Genomic DNA, 17908 nt, shown 5'->3' with positions numbered 1-17908 from the left:
TTATATTTTTAATTCAATTTAGGAGAAAATTATGAGTAAAGTCACTTTAACAGGCACCCCGATTGATGTTGCAGGCACTTTTCCTGCAACAGATACGCAAATCGCCGATTTCACTTTAGTCAACAATGAATTGGCAGATGTGTCACTTAACAGCTTTGCCGGTAAACGCAAAGTCTTAAACATTTTCCCAAGTATCGACACCGGTGTTTGCGCCACATCGGTACGCAAATTCAATGAAAAAGCGGCAAATTTAGCAAATACCGTAGTGCTTTGCATTTCCGCCGATTTACCGTTCGCCCAAGCCCGTTTCTGTGGCGCAGAAGGCGTTGAAAATGTCAAAACCCTTTCCACTTTCCGCAACCACGCTCTGCACAATACCTTAGGCGTTGACATCACTTCCGGCCCGCTTGCCGGTTTAACTGCCCGCGCGGTGATTGTGTTGGATGAAAACAACAACGTATTACACAGCGAATTGGTTTCTGAAATTAAGAACGAACCCAATTACGACGCGGCACTTGTGGTATTGGCATAGTTGATCACATAAAAGTGCGGTAGATTTTTTCGGTGTTTTAAAAAACACTTGGAAAATCCACCGCACTTTTGTTTTCAGAATATTTGATGGCGCACGCTTTACAGCCTGTGCCGATGACCCGTTGATATAAAAAGGCACGCGTCAGGAGACCACAGCTGTTCGAAACATTATAATTCATTGATATTTTTTAAATATCTTGCCTTCCTCCGTTTACGGGGGACAAAACGCAATGCGTTTTGAGCGTTGGCTCTGCCAACGACCCCAAAGGGGTGAGCAAGTGAGTTTCCGAGCTTGCGAATAACGTGCCCGAAGGGCGGAAGGGGGGATTTATCTTGATGTTTCCACAAGATCATGCTTAAAAATTGAGATTTTGCCCCCCCTCAGGGCTTCGCCCGGCTCCCCCCGTGAACGAGGGGAGCCAAGTTTTTTTCTTTTTATATAAATAGTTACAATGTTTCGAACAACTGTGGTCAGGAGACACGCGCCATCGAAATTTAAAAATATTGTAGTTTTAAACGGTGGGATAACTCCCACCCTACCATTGATTAATTCGCTTTCCACTCGCCGTTTACCACGGTGCTGATGACCTTGTAATCATTGGTGAATACGGCGAGGTTGGCGATTTTGCCGGCTTCCACGGAACCCAAACGATCGTCCACGCCGATGGCGCGTGCAGGGTAAAGGTTACTCATACGAACGGCTTCGGCGAGCGGGATTTCCACATATTCCACAGCGTTTTTGATGGATTCCATCATGGTGATGGAGGCGCCGGCGATGGTGCCGTTGCCGTCGTAGCAACGACTGTCTTTCACATAAATGGTTTTCCCCACGAAGGTGAAACTCTCCAATTCCGGGCCTGCGCCGGCGGCGGCAAGGGAGTCGGTGACGATGCAGAGTTTGTCGCCTTTCACTTTTTTATCAATGCGCACGTTGCCAAAATTCACATGCACACCGTCCACGATAATGCCGGTGTAAATGTCGGAATCCAACACCGCGCCAACCACGCCCATAGCACGTCCGGAACTGATCGGCGACATGGCGTTGTGTAAGTGGGTGGCGAAGGTGGCACCTTTATGGAACGCCGCTTTTGCTACTTCATAGGTGGCGTTGGAATGCCCGATGGAAACCACAATGCCGCTTTTCACGAAATCCAGAATGTAATTGGCGGTCGGATTTTCCGCGGCAATCGTGAGTTTGGTGATCACATCGGCGTTTTCACAAAGGAAATCTTTCATTTCCGGCGAAATTTCGCGAATGTATTCTGGGCGGTGTACGCCTTTTTTCTCAACGCTTAAATACGGTCCTTCAATGTGCAAGCCAAGCGCTTGGTTTTTATGCTTGGTTAAATATTCGCGCATAATGTTGACCGCACTTTTAATGCCTTCATCGGGCGCGGTGATAAAGGTCGGTAAGAAACTGGTGCAGCCCGATTTCAAATTGGTGGCTTGCATGATTTCTAAAGTTTCTACGCTGGTTTGATCGTTAAACATCACGCCGCCGCAGCCGTTAAGTTGCAAATCGATAAACCCCGCCGTGAGGTTATGTCCTTGCAAATCAATGGTTTTAATGCCGCTTTCCAATTCGCTTTGCGGAACCACGGCTTGAATATGTTCGCCTTCAATCACCACGGCATAATCCCGTAGCACCTCATATTTTGTGTAAATCACAGAGTTCGTTAATGCATATTTCATTCTTATCTTCCCAAATTTATCGAAAAAAACAACCGCACTTTCGTGCGGCGTTTAACTATAACACGCTGTGAATGGCTCTTTCTTCCAATTCGGTGAAATATTTCACGGTTTTCACTTTCAGTTCTTGCAGTGCCGCTTCATCCGTAACCAAAATAAAGTGGCGATGTAATTGCAACGCGCTGACTGTCCAGAGGTGGTTCACCGAGCCTTCCACCGCCGCTTGCACCGCAAGGGCTTTTGGGTGTCCGGTGGCTAAGATCATCACTTCTTCTGCATCCAATAATGTTGCCACTCCGATGGTTAACGCATATTTCGGTACTTTGTTGACATCATTATCAAAGAAACGGGAATTGGCGATTAAGGTGTCTTTCGTCAAGGTTTTAATACGGGTGCGGGAGCTTAAGGAAGACGCCGGTTCGTTAAAGGCGATATGCCCGTCAACGCCCACGCCGCCCATGAATAAATTGATTTTGCCGTAGGATTTGATTTTTTCTTCGTAACGACGGCATTCTTCATCATGATCTTCCGTGTTGCCGTTTAAAATATTGATATTTTGCGGCTGAATATCCACATGATTGAAGAAGTTGTTATACATAAAGCTGTGATAACTTTCCGGATGTTCTTTCAGCAAACCGACATATTCATCCATGTTAAATGTCACCACATGTTTAAAACTCACTTCACCCGCTTGATAAAGTTTAATGAGTTCCTGATAGGTTTTTAACGGTGTGCTGCCGGTCGGCAAGCCTAAAACGAAAGGACGATCTTCAGTGGGTTTGAATTGATTGATTCGATCCACAATATGACGAGCCGCCCAACGGCTGACTTGTTGTTCTGTAGTGAGTGGGATAAGACGCATAGTGAAATTCCTTTATTATTGACCGCACTATCCGATCTATTGTAGGGACCGGCTTTCTCCCTGTCCCTACAAAGCGAATTAAAGTGCGGTCATTTTTTCCATTAGATTATAAATACTTCGCTTTTAATTCTTTGGCTCTGGCGAGTTGTTCCGGTGTGGCTTTGGCGGTCATCGGTTCACGGCAGTAGCCGGCGTGTACGCCTTCCAATTTCAACAATTCTTTGATGGTTAAATATAAACCGTTCGCCAAAATGCCTTCGATTAAATCGTTGGTGACGTGTTGAATTTCGAGGGCTTCTTTGAGTTTACCCGCTTTGGTTAATTCAAAGATTTGGCGCGCACGAACACCGTTTACGTTGAATGTTGAACCGATGGCACCATCGACGCCTAAAGAGGCTGCCGGTAACATCATTTCGTCGAAACCTGCCCAGATTAAGTGGTTCGGATAGGCTTTTTTCAAGCGTTCCAACAAATAGAAATCGCCTGCAGTGAATTTCACGCCAAGTACTTTCGGATTTTTGTAAAGCTCGCCGAATTGTTCGATCCCCATGTTCACACCGGTCAAGAACGGAATGGAATACACGATCATGTTGTTGCCGGTTTCGGCAATGATGGTGTCGTAGTAATGTTTGATTTCAGGGAAGCTGAATTTGTAGTAGAACGGGGTGACCGCAGACAGACTGTCATAGCCTAATTCGGTGGCGTATTTACCGAGTTCAACGGCTTCCTGTAAATTCACGCTACCCACTTGAGCGATTAACGCCACTTGGTCTTTGGCTTCATCTTTGGCAATGCGGAAGATTTGTTTTTTCTCTTCCGTGGAGAGCATGAAGTTTTCACCGGTGGAACCGCCCACATACAAGCCGTCCACTTTCATTTTATCGATGTTGTAACGAATAATTTCACGCAAACCTTTTTCATTCACGGAGCCGTCTTCGTTGAATGATACTAATAATGCACTGAAAATTCCTTTTAAATCCCGCATAGTTTTCTCCTATTTAATACGTTGTTCTAAAATAACATTAAGTGTTTTCTGTTTGGTTTTGGTCGCCGCGTCCTGTTCGGCTTGCACCAATAACGCGTAGATCAAATCCAATACAAATAATTGAGCGATTTTCGTGCCGATGGAATCCCCTTGCAGTTTTCCCTGTTTATTACCGTTGACCAGCACGAAATCCACATGTTCGGTAATAGGCGAACGCAAACTGTGCGTTAACGCCACCGTCGTCGCCCCATTTTGTTTGGCGATCTTTAAAGTATGAGCGGTTTCCTGCGAATAACCGGAATGGCTGATCCCAACCGCCACATCGGTTTCCTTCAGCAGTGCCGCCTGCATATACATGAAATGATTATTGCCTGTGGCATCCACCGGCACGCCGATACGCATAAATTTATTTTTTGCATCTTCCGCCGTCACGCCGGAGGAACCCACGCCGAATAAAAAGACCCGTTTGGCTTTTTGAATTGCCCGTACCACGTCTTCAAGCTGTTGGAAATCCAGCAAATTCACCGTTTCGTCCATCACTTTGGAAATCGCCGCTTGCAATTTGTGGGCGATTTTCAATGAATCGTCATCGGGCATGATTTCCGTTTCAAGTACGGTGTCGTCACGGCTTTCTCTGGCAGTTGCCAGCTCAATGGAAAACGCCAGTTTGAAATCACTGAAGCCTTTGAAACCCAAGGTCCGACAAAAACGCACAAAAGTCGCTTCGCCCACATTCAAATTCGACGCAAGCTCGGAAAGAGAATATTGCATGACCATTTCCGGCGATTGCGAAATCACATCGGCAATTTTCTTTTCCGTTTTGGTTAAACTCTGATATAACGCGCTAATGGTGCTAAGCACATTGCCATTGGTTGCCATAAATTCCCCTTACGCAGCAGCCTGGATTTGCGCCAGCGTCCATGAAGCCACACCGATAAGCCCTGCATCCTGCCCTAATTGCGCCGATTCGATAGCGCCGCGATACACTTCCGGCATCTGCTGCAAATAGGTTTGCACCAAAGGCAAATAGCCTTCCGCCAGCCCTACACTGCCGCCGATAACCACTTTTTGAATATCCATACCGATAACCAAATCCGCCACCAGATTAGCGATGGCTTTTGCTGAACGGAATACAAGTGCGGTGGCTTTTTCGTCCGTTTTTCGAAAACGGGCGAACACTTCTTTCGTATCGCAAAGATCGTCCCATTGTCTGGAAACCGCTTCAATGGCGCGCCCCGATGCGATGGCTTCCACACAGCCCACACGTCCGCAACCGCACAGCGGTCCGTTCGGATCCGCAATGGTGTGTCCGATATGACCGGCAATGCCGTTTGGCTCGGTAAGTAATTGGCGATTTAAAATTAACCCGCCTCCCACACCGGTGGAGACGGTAATGAAGGCAAAGTTTTGAATGTTATTTTTATCTTGCAGTTGATATTCCGCATAAGTCGCCGCCTGCGCATCGTTTAATAAATACACCGGCTTGGACGTATGCTTGGAAAGGCTTTCTTTTAACGGGAAGTAGGCAAGTCCTCCCAGATTTTTCGGATTCAGTGCGGTCAATATTCCTTTATTGATGATGCCCGTTGAGGCAACCGCAACGTAATCAAATTGCCCCGCATAATCCGTGAGTAATTGCGCGAGAGTTTGATGCATTGCCGCCACCACATTTTCCTGTGGCGTATGAATTTGTTTCCGTTGTGTGACTTGGTTCTGATCAACAATGGCGGCGGCGATTTTGGTTCCGCCGATATCTAAGGCTAAGCAACGCATCATGAATCCCTCTTTTATTTGTCTGCAGATTTGACCGCACTTGTGAACCAACTGACGATGTGTTCCAGGCGGGTTAATGCCGACCCGACGGTGACGAAATCCGCGCCGATTTCAATGGCGGTTTTGGCAAGTTCCGGCGTGTTATAACGCCCTTCCGCCATCACTTTGCAACCTGCCGCTTTCAAATCTTTCACCAGCTGATAATCCGGTTCTGTCGGTACGGTGCCGCCGGTATAGCCCGACATGGTGCTGCCCACGATGTCAAAGCCGAGTTTTTGGCAATACAACCCTTCTTCCAAATTGGAGCAATCCGCCATAGCAAGACAGCCCATTTCATGAATTTTTTTGACCGCACTTTCAATGTCCACCGGACGCGGGCGATGAGTACCGTCCACCGCGATAATATCCGCTCCGGCGTGCGCCAAGTCTTCAATATCCTGTAAAAACGGCGTGATGCGCACCGGGCTGTCGGGAAGATCCCGTTTGACGATACCGATGATCGGCACATTTACGATCGGGCGCACGGCTTTTAAATTGTCCACGCCTTCAATACGCAGCCCCACTGCCCCGCCGGCAACCGAAGCCTGTGCCATGGCGGCGACAATTTCCGGTTTATCCATCGGACCATCATCCACCGGTTGGCAGGAGGCAATTAACCCGTTCTGAAGTTGAGCGAAAACGGCTTGATGAGATAATTTTTGTAATCGCTGTGACATAGACACTCCTCTTTTTTACAACTGCATTTGGCAGTCATTCTAGTCAGTGGGGACATTCTACTAAAATAAAATTTCATTTTAAAATATTTTTTGAAGTGATATTCCAACTATGTGATCTACTTCTCATTTTTGAAATAAAGCTTCATTCTCTATTTAAAAACGATTTTTTTACTTTAGAATGCAAACTGAGCTGTAATTCAAACATCCCATATTCATTATTTGTTACTACAGGAGTGTAGCCATGAAACTAACCAAACTTTTCCTTGCAACTGCAATTGCATTAGGTATGACCTCCATTGCCAATGCCGCCGAATATGATTTGAAATTCGGTATGAATGCAGGCACTTCATCCAATGAATACAAAGCTGCCGAAATGTTTGCCAAAGAAGTGAAAGAAAAATCCAACGGCAAAATTGAAATTTCCCTTTATCCGAGTTCCCAATTGGGTGACGACCGCGCCATGTTAAAACAATTAAAAGACGGCGCATTGGATTTCACCTTTGCGGAATCCGCTCGTTTCCAATTATTCTATCCTGAGGCGGCAGTATTTGCCCTGCCTTATGTGATCACCAATTATGAAGTGGCGCAAAAAGCGTTACATGACACTGCATTCGGTAAAGATTTAATCCAAAAAATGAACAAAGAATTGGGCTTAACCTTGTTATCCCAAGCCTACAACGGCACTCGCCAAACCACCTCAAACCGCGCCATCAACGGCATTGCCGACATGAAAGGCTTGAAACTGCGCGTACCGAATGCCGCAACCAACCTGGCGTATGCCAAATATGTGGGCGCCTCTCCGACACCGATGGCATTCTCCGAAGTATATTTAGCGCTGCAAACCAATTCCGTGGACGGTCAGGAAAACCCATTGGCAACCGTGCAGGCGCAAAAATTCTATGAGGTGCAAAAATACTTGGCGATGACCAACCACATTCTGAACGACCAACTTTATTTGGTCAGCAGTGAAACCTTCGCCGACCTACCGGAAGCTTTACAAAAAGTGGTGAAAGAAGCCGCCCAAAAAGCGGCGGAATATCACACCAAACTCTTCGTTGACGGGGAAAAAGAATTGGTGACTTTCTTTGAAAAACAAGGTGTCTCCGTTACGCATCCTGATTTAACACCGTTTAAAGACGCCATGAAACCTTACTATGCCGAATTTGTAAAACAAACCGGCACAAAAGGGGAAGAAGTTCTCAAACAGATTCAAGCAATTAACAAATAATTGACGCATACGTGTGCCTGTTTCGGCAGGCATTTCCTCCATTATGATTGAACGGAGTTGAAAATGAAAATCTTTAATAAACTTGAAGAATGGATCGGTGGTGTCTTATTCCTCGTGATATTCTGCATTCTTGTTTTACAAATTCTGTTCAGACAAGCTTTCCACTCTCCATTAATTTGGAGTGAAGAACTGGCAAAACTGCTGTTCGTTTATGTAGGTATGCTTGGTATCAGTGTCGCCATCAGAAAACAAGAACATGTTTATATCGACTTTCTCACCAACTTAATGCCGCCGACAATCAAAAAAGTCGTCAATTCCTTTGTGCAATTGGTGATTTTCCTCGGTGTGATTTTCTTTATCCATTTCGGTATAAAAACCTTCGCAGGTGCCGGTTTCCCCATTGATGCCTTAGGTGGTATTTCGGAAAAATGGATTTACGCTTCCCTGCCGATTATTTCCATTTTGATGTTAATTCGCTTCTTTCAAGCGCAAGCGGATAATTTCAAAGACAATAAAAGCTATCTGCCGGCAACCTTTTTCATTATAAGTGCAGTTATTTTATTGGGTATTTTATTTGCCACCCCTGAATGGTACAGGGCACTGCGCATCACGGAATATGTCAAATTTGGTTCCAATGCGGTTTATGTCGCACTGGTCTTCTGGTTGATTATCATGTTTTTAGGCGTACCGGTGGGCTGGTCACTATTCATCACTACCCTGCTTTATTTCTCTATGACCCGTTGGAACGTGGTCAATGCGGCTTCCGAAAAACTGACCATGAGCTTGGACAGTTTTCCACTCCTTGCCGTACCATTTTATATTCTCACCGGAATTTTAATGAACACCGGCGGTATCACTACCCGAATCTTTGATTTCGCCAAAACTTTATTAGGTCACTATACCGGCGGAATGGGACACGTTAACATCGGCGCCAGCTTATTATTCTCCGGTATGTCGGGTTCTGCCCTTGCCGATGCCGGCGGTTTAGGTCAACTGGAAATCAAAGCCATGCGCGACGCAGGTTATGACGACGACGTGTGTGGTGGTATCACTGCGGCTTCCTGTATCATTGGTCCGCTAGTGCCGCCAAGTATCGCCATGATTATTTACGGCGTTATCGCCAACGAATCCATTGCGAAATTATTTATTGCCGGCTTCATCCCGGGCGTCTTAGTCACCATCGCACTAATGGGTATGAACTATTACATTGCTAAAAAACGCAGATATCCAAAAACATCTAAAACCACCCGGGCGCACCTTTGCGCCTCTTTTAAAGGGGCATTCTGGGCGATTTTAACCCCGTTATTGATTATCGGCGGGATCTTCTCCGGTTTATTCAGCCCGACAGAATCTGCGGTAGTGGCGGCATTCTATTCCATCATTATCGGTAAATTCGTGTATAAAGAACTTACCCTTAAAATACTGTTCAACAGCTGTGTGGAAGCCATGGCGATTACCGGCGTAGTCGCCCTGATGATCATGACGGTGACCTTCTTCGGCGACATGATCGCCCGCGAACAAGTGGCAATGCGTATTGCCGATGTGTTCGTTGCCGTGGCGGATTCCCCGTTAATGGTATTGGTGATGATTAACGCCTTGTTATTATTCCTCGGTATGTTTATTGACGCCCTTGCCTTGCAATTCTTGGTATTACCGATGCTTATTCCAATCGCCATGCAATTTGGTATCGACCTTGTGTTCTTCGGTGTAATGACCACCTTGAACATGATGATTGGTATCTTAACACCGCCGATGGGAATGGCATTGTTCGTGGTCGCACGGGTGGGCAATATGTCCGTCTCCACCGTGACCAAAGGGGTATTGCCATTCTTAGTACCGATTTTTATTACTTTGGTATTAATCACCATCTTTCCGCAAATTATTACCTTTGTGCCGAATTTATTAATACCTTAGGAAAAAAGTGCGGTTGAAAAACGCTGTGAATTTTAACCGCACTTAAAACCGTAGGGGGGCAACCAGCGCCCTACCATAAAAAACCTATTCATGCCGTTTACGAATAGCAAACAATAACTCAAAACGAGGTGTGTTATGACATTCAAAAAAACAACATTAGCGACTTTATTTTTTGCTGCAACGGCTTTTGCCGCGACTACGCAAGCGGCCTATCCCGACTTACCCGTGGCGATTAAAAGCGGTGCGGGCGCATTAATCGGCGATACGGTTTATGTGGGCTTGGGCTCCGGCGGGGATAAATTTTATGCCTTGGATTTAAAAACCCCGAACGCGCAATGGAAAGAAATTGCCGCGTTCCCGGGTGGCGAACGTAACCAACCTGTCGCGGTGGCGGTTGACGGCAAATTGTACGTTTTCGGCGGCTTACAAAAAAATGAAAAAGGCGAATTACAACTCATCAATGACGCTTACAGCTACAACCCTGCCGGCAATATCTGGAACAAATTGCCGACCCGTTCACCGCGTGGTTTAGTGGGATCCAGCGGTGCGTCTCACGGCGACAAAGTCTATATCGTCGGCGGTTCTAATCTCTCCATTTTCAACGGCTTCTTCCAAGACACCGTTGCCGCCGGTGAAGACAAAGCGAAAAAAGACGACATCGCCAAAGCCTATTTTGAACAACGCCCTGAAGATTATTTCTTCACCACCGAATTGCTCAGCTATGAACCATCCACCAACAAATGGCGCAATGAAGGTCGCGTGCCGTTCTCCGGACGTGCCGGCGCGGCGTTCACCATTCAAGGCAATGAGTTAATCGTCGTGAACGGCGAAATCAAACCGGGCTTGCGCACAGCGGAAACCCATCAGGGTAAATTCACCGACAAAGGCGTGCAATGGAAAAACCTGCCTGATTTGCCGGCACCGAAAGGGCAAAGCCAAGACGGTTTAGCGGGCGCCATGGCAGGTTATAGCCACGGTCATTATTTGGTCACCGGCGGGGCGAATTTCCCGGGCTCCGTCAAGCAATTTAAAGCAGGGATACTTCACGCCCACAAAGGCTTCAGCAAAGCCTGGCATAAAGACATTTACACCTTAAACAACGGCAAATGGCAAATTATCGGTGAATTGCCTGCCGGTATCGGCTATGGCGTTGCGGTGTCTTACAACAATCAAGTACTTTTGATTGGCGGTGAAACCGACAGCGGCAAAGCACTAACTTCCGTACAAAGCATGAGTTACGACGGCAAAAAATTAAGTGTCGAATAATCTGCCAAATACGTAAAAAATGAAGGATTACACCGATAACGTTTAATCCTTCATTGTTATTATGGCGTACGAAAATTTACGGAAAAGGAAACCGTTTTAAAATGAGCCGCCGCTAATAACACGCCGTTGCATGATACTTCTCACAAAAACGGAAGTTTTTATTTGCCAAAGGAAATCGCATAGGCATATGCTGTCTTCCGTTTAATGAAAAATCTTATGGAATCAAAAATAAATTAAAGGAGTTCTTATGAGTGTTTTAAGTTATGCCCAAAAAATCGGGCAAGCCTTAATGGTGCCTGTTGCCGTTTTGCCGGCAGCCGCCGTATTAATGGGGATCGGCTACTGGCTTGACCCCGACGGCTGGGGCGCCAACAGCCAACCGGCCGCCTTATTAATCAAGTCCGGCGCGGCGATCATCGACAATATGGGCTTATTATTCGCCGTGGGCGTGGCGTTCGGGTTGTCCACAGACAAACACGGTTCCGCCGCCCTTTCCGGTTTGGTGGGCTATTATGTGGTCACTACCCTGCTTGCACCGGGCGGCGTGGCGCAATTGCAACATATTGATCCGAGCCAGGTGCCTGCCGCGTTCGGCAAAATCAATAACCAATTTATCGGCATCTTAATCGGTGTGCTTTCCGCCGAACTTTACAATCGCTTTTACCAAGTGGAATTGCCGAAAGCCCTGTCATTCTTCAGCGGAAAACGTTTAGTGCCGATTGTGGTATCTTTCGTCATGATCGCCTTGTCTTTCATTTTACTCTACGTATGGCCTTATATCTTCAATGCTTTAGTGTCCTTCGGGGAATCCATCAAAGATCTCGGTGCCGTGGGCGCAGGGATTTACGGATTCTTCAACCGTTTGTTAATCCCGGTTGGCTTACACCACGCGTTAAACTCCGTGTTCTGGTTTGATGTTGCGGGCATTAACGACATTCCGAATTTCTTAGGCGGCGCCAAATCCATCGCCGAAGGCACGGCAACCGTGGGCGTCACCGGTATGTATCAAGCGGGCTTCTTCCCGGTCATGATGTTCGGTTTACCGGGTGCGGCACTGGCAATTTACCAATGTGCGAAACCAAGCCAAAAAGTGAAAGTCGCCTCCATCATGCTCGCCGGTGCTTTCGCTTCCTTCTTTACCGGTATTACCGAGCCGCTCGAATTCTCTTTCATGTTCGTGGCGCCGATTCTTTATGTCTTACACGCCTTATTAACCGGGATTTCCGTATTTATCGCCGCCAGTATGCACTGGATCGCGGGCTTCGGTTTCAGTGCCGGGTTGGTGGATATGGTGCTTTCCTCCCGCAACCCGCTTGCCGTTAACTGGTATATGTTATTGGTGCAAGGTTTAGTGTTCTTCGCCATTTATTATTTGGTATTCCGTTTCGCCATCCAAGCCTTTAATTTAAAAACCATCGGTCGCACGGAAGAAACGGAAGAATCCGTCCCTGTGCAAAGCGTAAACAATCAATCCCGTGAAGAAAGAGCGGTCAAATTTATCGACGCTTTAGGTGGTGCTGACAACTTCAAAACCATTGACGCCTGTATCACCCGCTTGCGCTTAACCTTAGTTGATCGTAACAAAATCAACGAGGAACAACTCAAATCCCTCGGTTCTAAAAGCAATGCCAAACTAGGTAATGACGGGTTACAAGTGATTCTTGGCCCCGAAGCAGAATTGATAGCGGAGGCGATTAAAGCAAAAGTGAAGTGAGTTTTCGTCTAACTATTGATAAAAGCTTGGAACATTCTCCAAGCTTTTTTATTAACTAAGAAGATAAAAGCCGATAAGCCATAAAAAAGTGCGGTCAAAAATCAAGGCGTTTTGCGATATGATACTACCTCGCTTAACTAACCATTTTCTCAAGGCATAGCAGGTAAAATAGTTGATAAAAAGTGGGTTAAGGCTTTATAGTACGAGGCATTAACCCACTTTTTTCAATGTATAAACAAAAAAGCCAACACCGCCCGATTCAAAATATGCCAATATATTTTATAAAAATGGCTATTCGGCACAAAAACTATCTTTCTATTGTTTACAACACACGATTCGGTAAACAACTCTTATTTTTCCCCGATTACATTATACAAACATAGGATGGCTTGATTTGGCTGTTGGAAACCAAAGGCGGAGAACAAGCCAGCGAGCAAGACGAAAATATCGATAGACATGTCAAAGTAAAATTTAATGTTCTACAACATTCCTATTAAAAACATGGTTACACTTTTGATTTTGTAGGTGATAAGGATGAAGAACTTTACTTAAATAGCACGGGATATGTTGATGACATGTCAGATAACCGGTAGCAACCTTTAGCACATTATTTTTAATTTTCGGCAAAAATACCAACCTGCACGGGAAACATGCGATTTTTAGACTACCCTATAAAGACCTAGTACTTCGCGGGTCCACATATTCTTTCTTCAATAAATTATCCTGAATCATGCCCTCCTTTTCCTGATTCCTTATATACTCCTACACTACCTTTGTATTTGGCCCTACCGTGCTTACATAATAGCCTTTCGACCAAAAATATCGGTTACCATAGCTGTATTTTAGGTTCGCATGCCTTTCAAAAATCATTAACGATGATTTCCCCTTTAAATACCTTATAAAACTTGATACAGATATAATTTAGGCAGGATTTGTAAGCATATGAATATGCTCTTTCATCGCATATGCTTCTATTATTTCCACATTTTTGTAGTCGCATAATTTATTAATATGCTACCTATATCCGTTCTAAACTTTCCGTAAATGGCTTTTCCTCTCTATTTCGGTGTGAAGACAATGTTGATACTTACAGTTCCATTTGGTGTGTGATAGACTTGAGTCGTCATTGACTTTACTTATCATTGACGTGATTTTTTATGTTGACCACTTAAGCTCTTTGATTCCATACGCATAGCGTACGGTTTTTATAGTTAGATGTTGCCTAGCTATAAACAAAAGCCACTTTACATACAAAGTAGCTTTTCCTTTCTAATCCATCATCAACGCAAATGCTTGTTTTCTTCCGTCTCCGGTTCTAAATCGAGTTTTTCCATCAGCAGACGGTCACCGTCTTCTTCCAGGTTGCCGGTGACGAGGAGTTTGTCGCCGTAGAAAATGGAATTGGCGCCCGCCATAAAGCACATTGCCTGCATTTCTTCGCTCATGCCCTGGCGACCGGCGGATAAACGCACATAGCTGTTCGGCATGGTGATACGCGCCACGGCGATGGTGCGAACAAATTCCGTCCAATCCAACTCTTCCGCGTCGGCAAGCGGAGTGCCTTCAATTTTCACTAATTGGTTAATCGGAACGGATTCCGGTTGCGGATCCAAATTGGCGAGACTGGCAATCAGCCCGGCGCGTTCTTTGCGGGTTTCGTTCATGCCCACGATGCCGCCGCAGCACACTTTCAAGCCTGCTTTGCGCACTTTGCCCAAAGTGCTGATCCGATCGTCGAAACGGCGTGTGCCGATAACTTCGCTGTAATGCTCCGGCGCGGTATCTAAATTGTGGTTGTAATAATCCAAGCCCGCGTCTTTTAATTCTTCCGCCATGCCGTCTTGCAATAAGCCGAAGGTGCCGCAAGTTTCCATGCCGAGGGCTTTCACCGCTTTGATAATTTCCGTCACTTTGGCAATGTCTTTCGGTTTTGGTCCGCGCCATGCCGCCCCCATGCAAAAACGCCCCGCCCCACGGGCTTTGGCGATTTTCGCTTTAGCGACAACTTCTTCTACATCCAATAATTGCTGATTTTGCACGCCCGTTTGATAACGCGCCGATTGCGGGCAGTAACCACAATCCTCAGGGCAACCACCGGTTTTAATAGACATTAAAGTTGAAAGCTGAATGGCACGCGGATTGAAATTCTGACGATGCACTTGTGCCGCGCGATAAACTAAATCTAAAAACGGCGTTTCAAACAATGCTTCCACTTTGCACACCGACCAATATTCCACGCTTGGGTGCGGTGTGATGGAGTAAATCTGCAGGGTACTGGTTAACATAGGTCTCTCGATAAATTAAACATTAGTGATTTTAGGGGTAAAGGCAAGATTTACGCCTAACGCATTAACAATTTTAGTAATCGTTTCAAAACGGGGTTTGCTCTCGCCCGATAAAGTTTTATATAAACTTTCACGAGGCACACCGGAATCCTTGGCTAACTGTGTCATTCCCCTTGCCTTTGCAACATTTTTCAAGGCAAGTAAAAACTCCGCTTCCGAGCCATTTTCCAATGCGTCTGTTAAATAAAATGCAATCGTTTCTTCATCTGTTAGATATTTTGCCGCATCATATTCGACGAACTTCATGCTGATTCTCCTCGTTGATATTCAAGCCATAATTTAATGGCTTCATTAATATCCTGTTGTTGGCTATGTTTATCACCGCCATTGATTAAAAAATAGGTCACTTCTCCCTGCCGGGCATAATAAATTCGATACCCTTTTCCGGTATCAATCCGCATTTCATATACACCTTGCCCGACAAACTTACAATCGCCAAAGTGCCCCAATCTGGCACGATCTAATCGACGGGCGATCATAGCAACCGCCAATTTATCCTTTAAACGACTTAACCACTTATCAAATTTCTCACTGGTTAAAAGAATATTCATATTATCCCTTAATTTGATTTAATTGTAATCTATAGATTACATTTTTATGCTATTTAGTCCGCACATAATAGCAATTCGCTTATAACGAGGTTATCCGACCATTCTCAATACGCAGAATACGATCCACTTTTCCCGCCAGCTCTGAAGGTTGATGGGTGACAAGCAACAGGGTTAAGTGTTTGCTGCGACAAAGTTCGTCGATCAGGTTTAACATTTCCACGCGCAATTCGGGGTCAAGGGCGGAAAAAGGTTCGTCCAGCAACAAGATCGGTTTATCGCGCAACAAACAGCGCGCCAGTGCCACCCGTTGTTTTTGCCCGCCGGAAAGACTGTTCGGCAGGCGGGGCAAAAAGGCGCCCAACCCCACGGCGTCGGCGACCTGCGTCAACTGTTGCTGCTCAAGTGCGGTCAGTTTTAAAGACGTTTTTAAGCCCAGCGCCAAATTTTGTTGAACCGTTAAATGCGGGAACAGGTTATTTTCCTGAAACAACATGGACACCGGTCGTTCATAAGGCGCGCTGCGGGTGTGATTTTCGCCGTTCAGCCAAATCTCGCCGCGTGTCGGTAACACAAAACCGGCGATTAAATTGAGTAACGTGCTTTTGCCTGCGCCGCTCGGACCGACCACGGCAACACGCTCCCCTGCCGCCACCTGTAAATCAAATTCCATGGGCAAAGCGTCGTCGGCTAAAAATAAGTTATCTAAGCGAATCATATTGTTCCTTTTGATTCTCAATTAAGGCGAAAATCCCCCCGCATAATAACAGCAAAATGCCTGCCGTCACCGCCGCGTCCTGATGACGATAGCTGCCTAACTGTTGATACAGCAAATGGGGCAACGAGGTAAAATCCTGATTGCCAAACAAGGCAATAGCGGTGAAATCCCCTAAGGATAAGGCAAACGCCAAGGCGAACGCATATTTTAGTGGTGCACGAAGATCGTGCCATTCAATCAGCCGAAAACGCCGCCAACCAAGAATACCAAGGGAATTGCACAGACGTTCGTAATACAACATATTGTTATTAAAGGGTTCGGTGAGAATGCGTAACACGAACGGCATGGCACTCAAGGCATTACAGGCGACCACGATGGCGAATAAATAAGCGTTGTTAAAATCGATTTCGCGCAGCAATAAAAACAAGCTCATCGCCAACACCAAAATGGGAATCGCCAAAATCACCATGCCCGCATTGATGATAAATTGCGCGGTTTTCACATAATACAGCCATTGCAAACGACGGGATAACAGCAATAACGCCACCGCCATCAACAACGCCAGCAGCGCAGACGTGGGCGCAATGGTTAACGAATAACCCAAGGCTTTCCACAACTGCGGATTGTGCCACGCCGTCAATAATTTTTCCGAGGTCAGCGCGCTCACCATAATATTCAGCAACGGCGATAACATAAACAACAGAAACATCACCAGCAAAAAAACGTGGAAAATTTTGACCGCACTTTTGGGCGTATCAAGCCAACGATAAGGGCTGCTTAACGTAGTTTGCGCGGTGGAACTAAACAGGCTGCCGGCACTGAATAACAGCAGGCAAAATACAAATTGCAGCAACGCAAACAGCGCCGCTTTCGGCAAATCGAATTCAAACAGGATCGCCTGATAAATCGTCGTTTCCAGCGTGGTATATTGCGGTCCGCCGCCGAGGGTCAGCACCACGGTGAAACTGGTGAAACAGAGCATAAAAATCAGGCTGAAAGTGGGTAGGATTTGGCGGCGCAGATAATACCACTCCACCAAATGCACAAAACGCCAACCGCGAATATTCAGTTGCGCCGCCAGTTGGCGCTGTTCGTAAGGAATGGCTTCCAGACTTTGCAAAAATAACTTGGTAGCAAGCGGAATATTAAAGAAAAGATGGGCGGTTAGAATACCCGATAAGCCGTAAATGCTGCCCTGCCAGGTTTCGCCGAACAAACCGAGACTTTGCGCAATCCAACCGGAAGCGCCGTAAATGCCGATTAAGCCGAAAATCGCCACCAACACCGGCAGCACAAACGTCAGCGACATGATTTTCAGCAAAAATACCTTGCCGGGAAAATCCACATAATAAAAAGCACGGGCTAACAGCACGCCGAAAAACAGCGACAACAGCGCGGAAAGCAACGCCTGACCGAAACTAAAGGCGATAACATGATGCAAATAGGCATCGGAAAAGACCTGTTGCCACTGAAATTCACTGCCCTGCGCCAATACCGCGCGCAAGGCGAAGCCGTAAAATAGAGAAATTAACAACATCACCGCAACGCCGCCCACATAATGACGCGGGTGGAATTGCGGATTGGCGAATAAGGATGGGGACGACAAAAACATCGTTCAG

At 46.1% G+C, this 17908-nt stretch carries 16 protein-coding genes and 1 pseudogene; 5 read left to right on the top strand and 12 right to left on the bottom strand.

Translation table 11 applies throughout. From position 1 onward, the window contains the following. Window positions 1–31 precede the first annotated feature (31 nt). On the top strand, window positions 32–532 hold the full coding sequence (gene tpx / locus DK423_RS04260; protein ID WP_005559038.1) for a thiol peroxidase: 501 nt from the start codon (window positions 32–34) through the stop codon (window positions 530–532). 545 nt (window positions 533–1077) lie between these two features. Here the strand turns inward: tpx and nagA are convergent. The 6 genes from nagA to DK423_RS04230 all read right to left on the bottom strand — a co-directional run bounded on the left by nagA (window position 1078) and on the right by DK423_RS04230 (window position 6556). Further along, window positions 1078–2223: an N-acetylglucosamine-6-phosphate deacetylase gene (gene nagA / locus DK423_RS04255; protein ID WP_109043884.1), complete on the bottom strand. Its 1146-nt coding sequence runs from the start codon at window positions 2221–2223 to the stop codon at window positions 1078–1080. A gap of 55 nt (window positions 2224–2278) precedes the next feature. Continuing rightward, window positions 2279–3082, bottom strand: a complete 804-nt coding sequence (nagB, locus tag DK423_RS04250) for a glucosamine-6-phosphate deaminase (protein WP_005557326.1) — start codon at window positions 3080–3082, stop codon at window positions 2279–2281. Window positions 3083–3188: 106 nt separating this feature from the next. Continuing rightward, on the bottom strand, window positions 3189–4067 hold the full coding sequence (gene nanA, locus DK423_RS04245) for an N-acetylneuraminate lyase (RefSeq protein WP_005557324.1): 879 nt from the start codon (window positions 4065–4067) through the stop codon (window positions 3189–3191). Between the two features lie 9 nt (window positions 4068–4076). Beyond that, window positions 4077–4946, bottom strand: a complete 870-nt coding sequence (locus DK423_RS04240) for a MurR/RpiR family transcriptional regulator (RefSeq protein WP_005557321.1) — start codon at window positions 4944–4946, stop codon at window positions 4077–4079. A 9-nt stretch (window positions 4947–4955) separates the two neighbouring features. After that, entirely contained in the window at window positions 4956–5840 is an 885-nt protein-coding gene (locus DK423_RS04235; protein WP_005557319.1) for an N-acetylmannosamine kinase, read from the bottom strand. Window positions 5841–5854: 14 nt separating this feature from the next. After that, on the bottom strand, window positions 5855–6556 hold the full coding sequence (locus tag DK423_RS04230; RefSeq protein ID WP_005557317.1) for an N-acetylmannosamine-6-phosphate 2-epimerase: 702 nt from the start codon (window positions 6554–6556) through the stop codon (window positions 5855–5857). Window positions 6557–6797: 241 nt separating this feature from the next. On the opposite strand from DK423_RS04230, the gene DK423_RS04225 reads away from it, so the two are divergent. From DK423_RS04225 to nagE, 4 genes are all read left to right on the top strand, one after another. Continuing rightward, the gene (locus DK423_RS04225) at window positions 6798–7784 is read left to right on the top strand and encodes a sialic acid TRAP transporter substrate-binding protein SiaP (RefSeq protein ID WP_005557315.1); all 987 of its coding nucleotides are present in this window, start codon (window positions 6798–6800) and stop codon (window positions 7782–7784) included. 63 nt (window positions 7785–7847) lie between these two features. Then, window positions 7848–9698, top strand: a complete 1851-nt coding sequence (locus tag DK423_RS04220; protein ID WP_109043883.1) for a TRAP transporter large permease subunit — start codon at window positions 7848–7850, stop codon at window positions 9696–9698. Between the two features lie 135 nt (window positions 9699–9833). Further along, complete coding sequence (locus tag DK423_RS04215; protein WP_005557307.1) at window positions 9834–10964, top strand: N-acetylneuraminate epimerase; 1131 nt, start codon at window positions 9834–9836, stop codon at window positions 10962–10964. A gap of 247 nt (window positions 10965–11211) precedes the next feature. Continuing rightward, entirely contained in the window at window positions 11212–12678 is a 1467-nt protein-coding gene (gene nagE / locus DK423_RS04210) for an N-acetylglucosamine-specific PTS transporter subunit IIBC (protein WP_005557305.1), read from the top strand. Window positions 12679–13347: 669 nt separating this feature from the next. Here nagE and tnpA read toward each other — a convergent pair. The 6 genes and pseudogenes from tnpA to thiP all read right to left on the bottom strand — a co-directional run bounded on the left by tnpA (window position 13348) and on the right by thiP (window position 17901). After that, a pseudogene (tnpA, locus tag DK423_RS04200) lies at window positions 13348–13821 on the bottom strand (IS200/IS605 family transposase). 137 nt (window positions 13822–13958) lie between these two features. Further along, entirely contained in the window at window positions 13959–14963 is a 1005-nt protein-coding gene (gene bioB, locus DK423_RS04195; protein WP_005557300.1) for a biotin synthase BioB, read from the bottom strand. A gap of 15 nt (window positions 14964–14978) precedes the next feature. Beyond that, complete coding sequence (locus DK423_RS04190; RefSeq protein ID WP_005557298.1) at window positions 14979–15269, bottom strand: addiction module antidote protein; 291 nt, start codon at window positions 15267–15269, stop codon at window positions 14979–14981. After that, window positions 15266–15574 (bottom strand): type II toxin-antitoxin system RelE/ParE family toxin, encoded by a 309-nt coding sequence (locus DK423_RS04185; protein ID WP_005557296.1) that lies wholly within the window; start codon window positions 15572–15574, stop codon window positions 15266–15268. Before DK423_RS04185 ends, DK423_RS04190 begins: the two co-directional genes overlap by 4 nt. A 79-nt stretch (window positions 15575–15653) precedes the next feature. Then, window positions 15654–16289 (bottom strand): thiamine ABC transporter ATP-binding protein, encoded by a 636-nt coding sequence (thiQ, locus tag DK423_RS04180; protein WP_005557294.1) that lies wholly within the window; start codon window positions 16287–16289, stop codon window positions 15654–15656. Further along, window positions 16273–17901, bottom strand: coding sequence for a thiamine/thiamine pyrophosphate ABC transporter permease ThiP (thiP, locus tag DK423_RS04175; RefSeq protein WP_005557292.1), 1629 nt, complete (start codon window positions 17899–17901; stop codon window positions 16273–16275). The genes thiQ and thiP overlap by 17 nt, the downstream gene beginning before the upstream one ends. Window positions 17902–17908 lie beyond the last annotated feature (7 nt).

It is taken from the genome of Aggregatibacter actinomycetemcomitans (assembly GCF_003130205.1).
Classification (GTDB): Bacteria; Pseudomonadota; Gammaproteobacteria; order Enterobacterales; family Pasteurellaceae; genus Aggregatibacter; species Aggregatibacter actinomycetemcomitans_A.
This window is presented reverse-complemented; position numbering and strand designations above follow the sequence as displayed.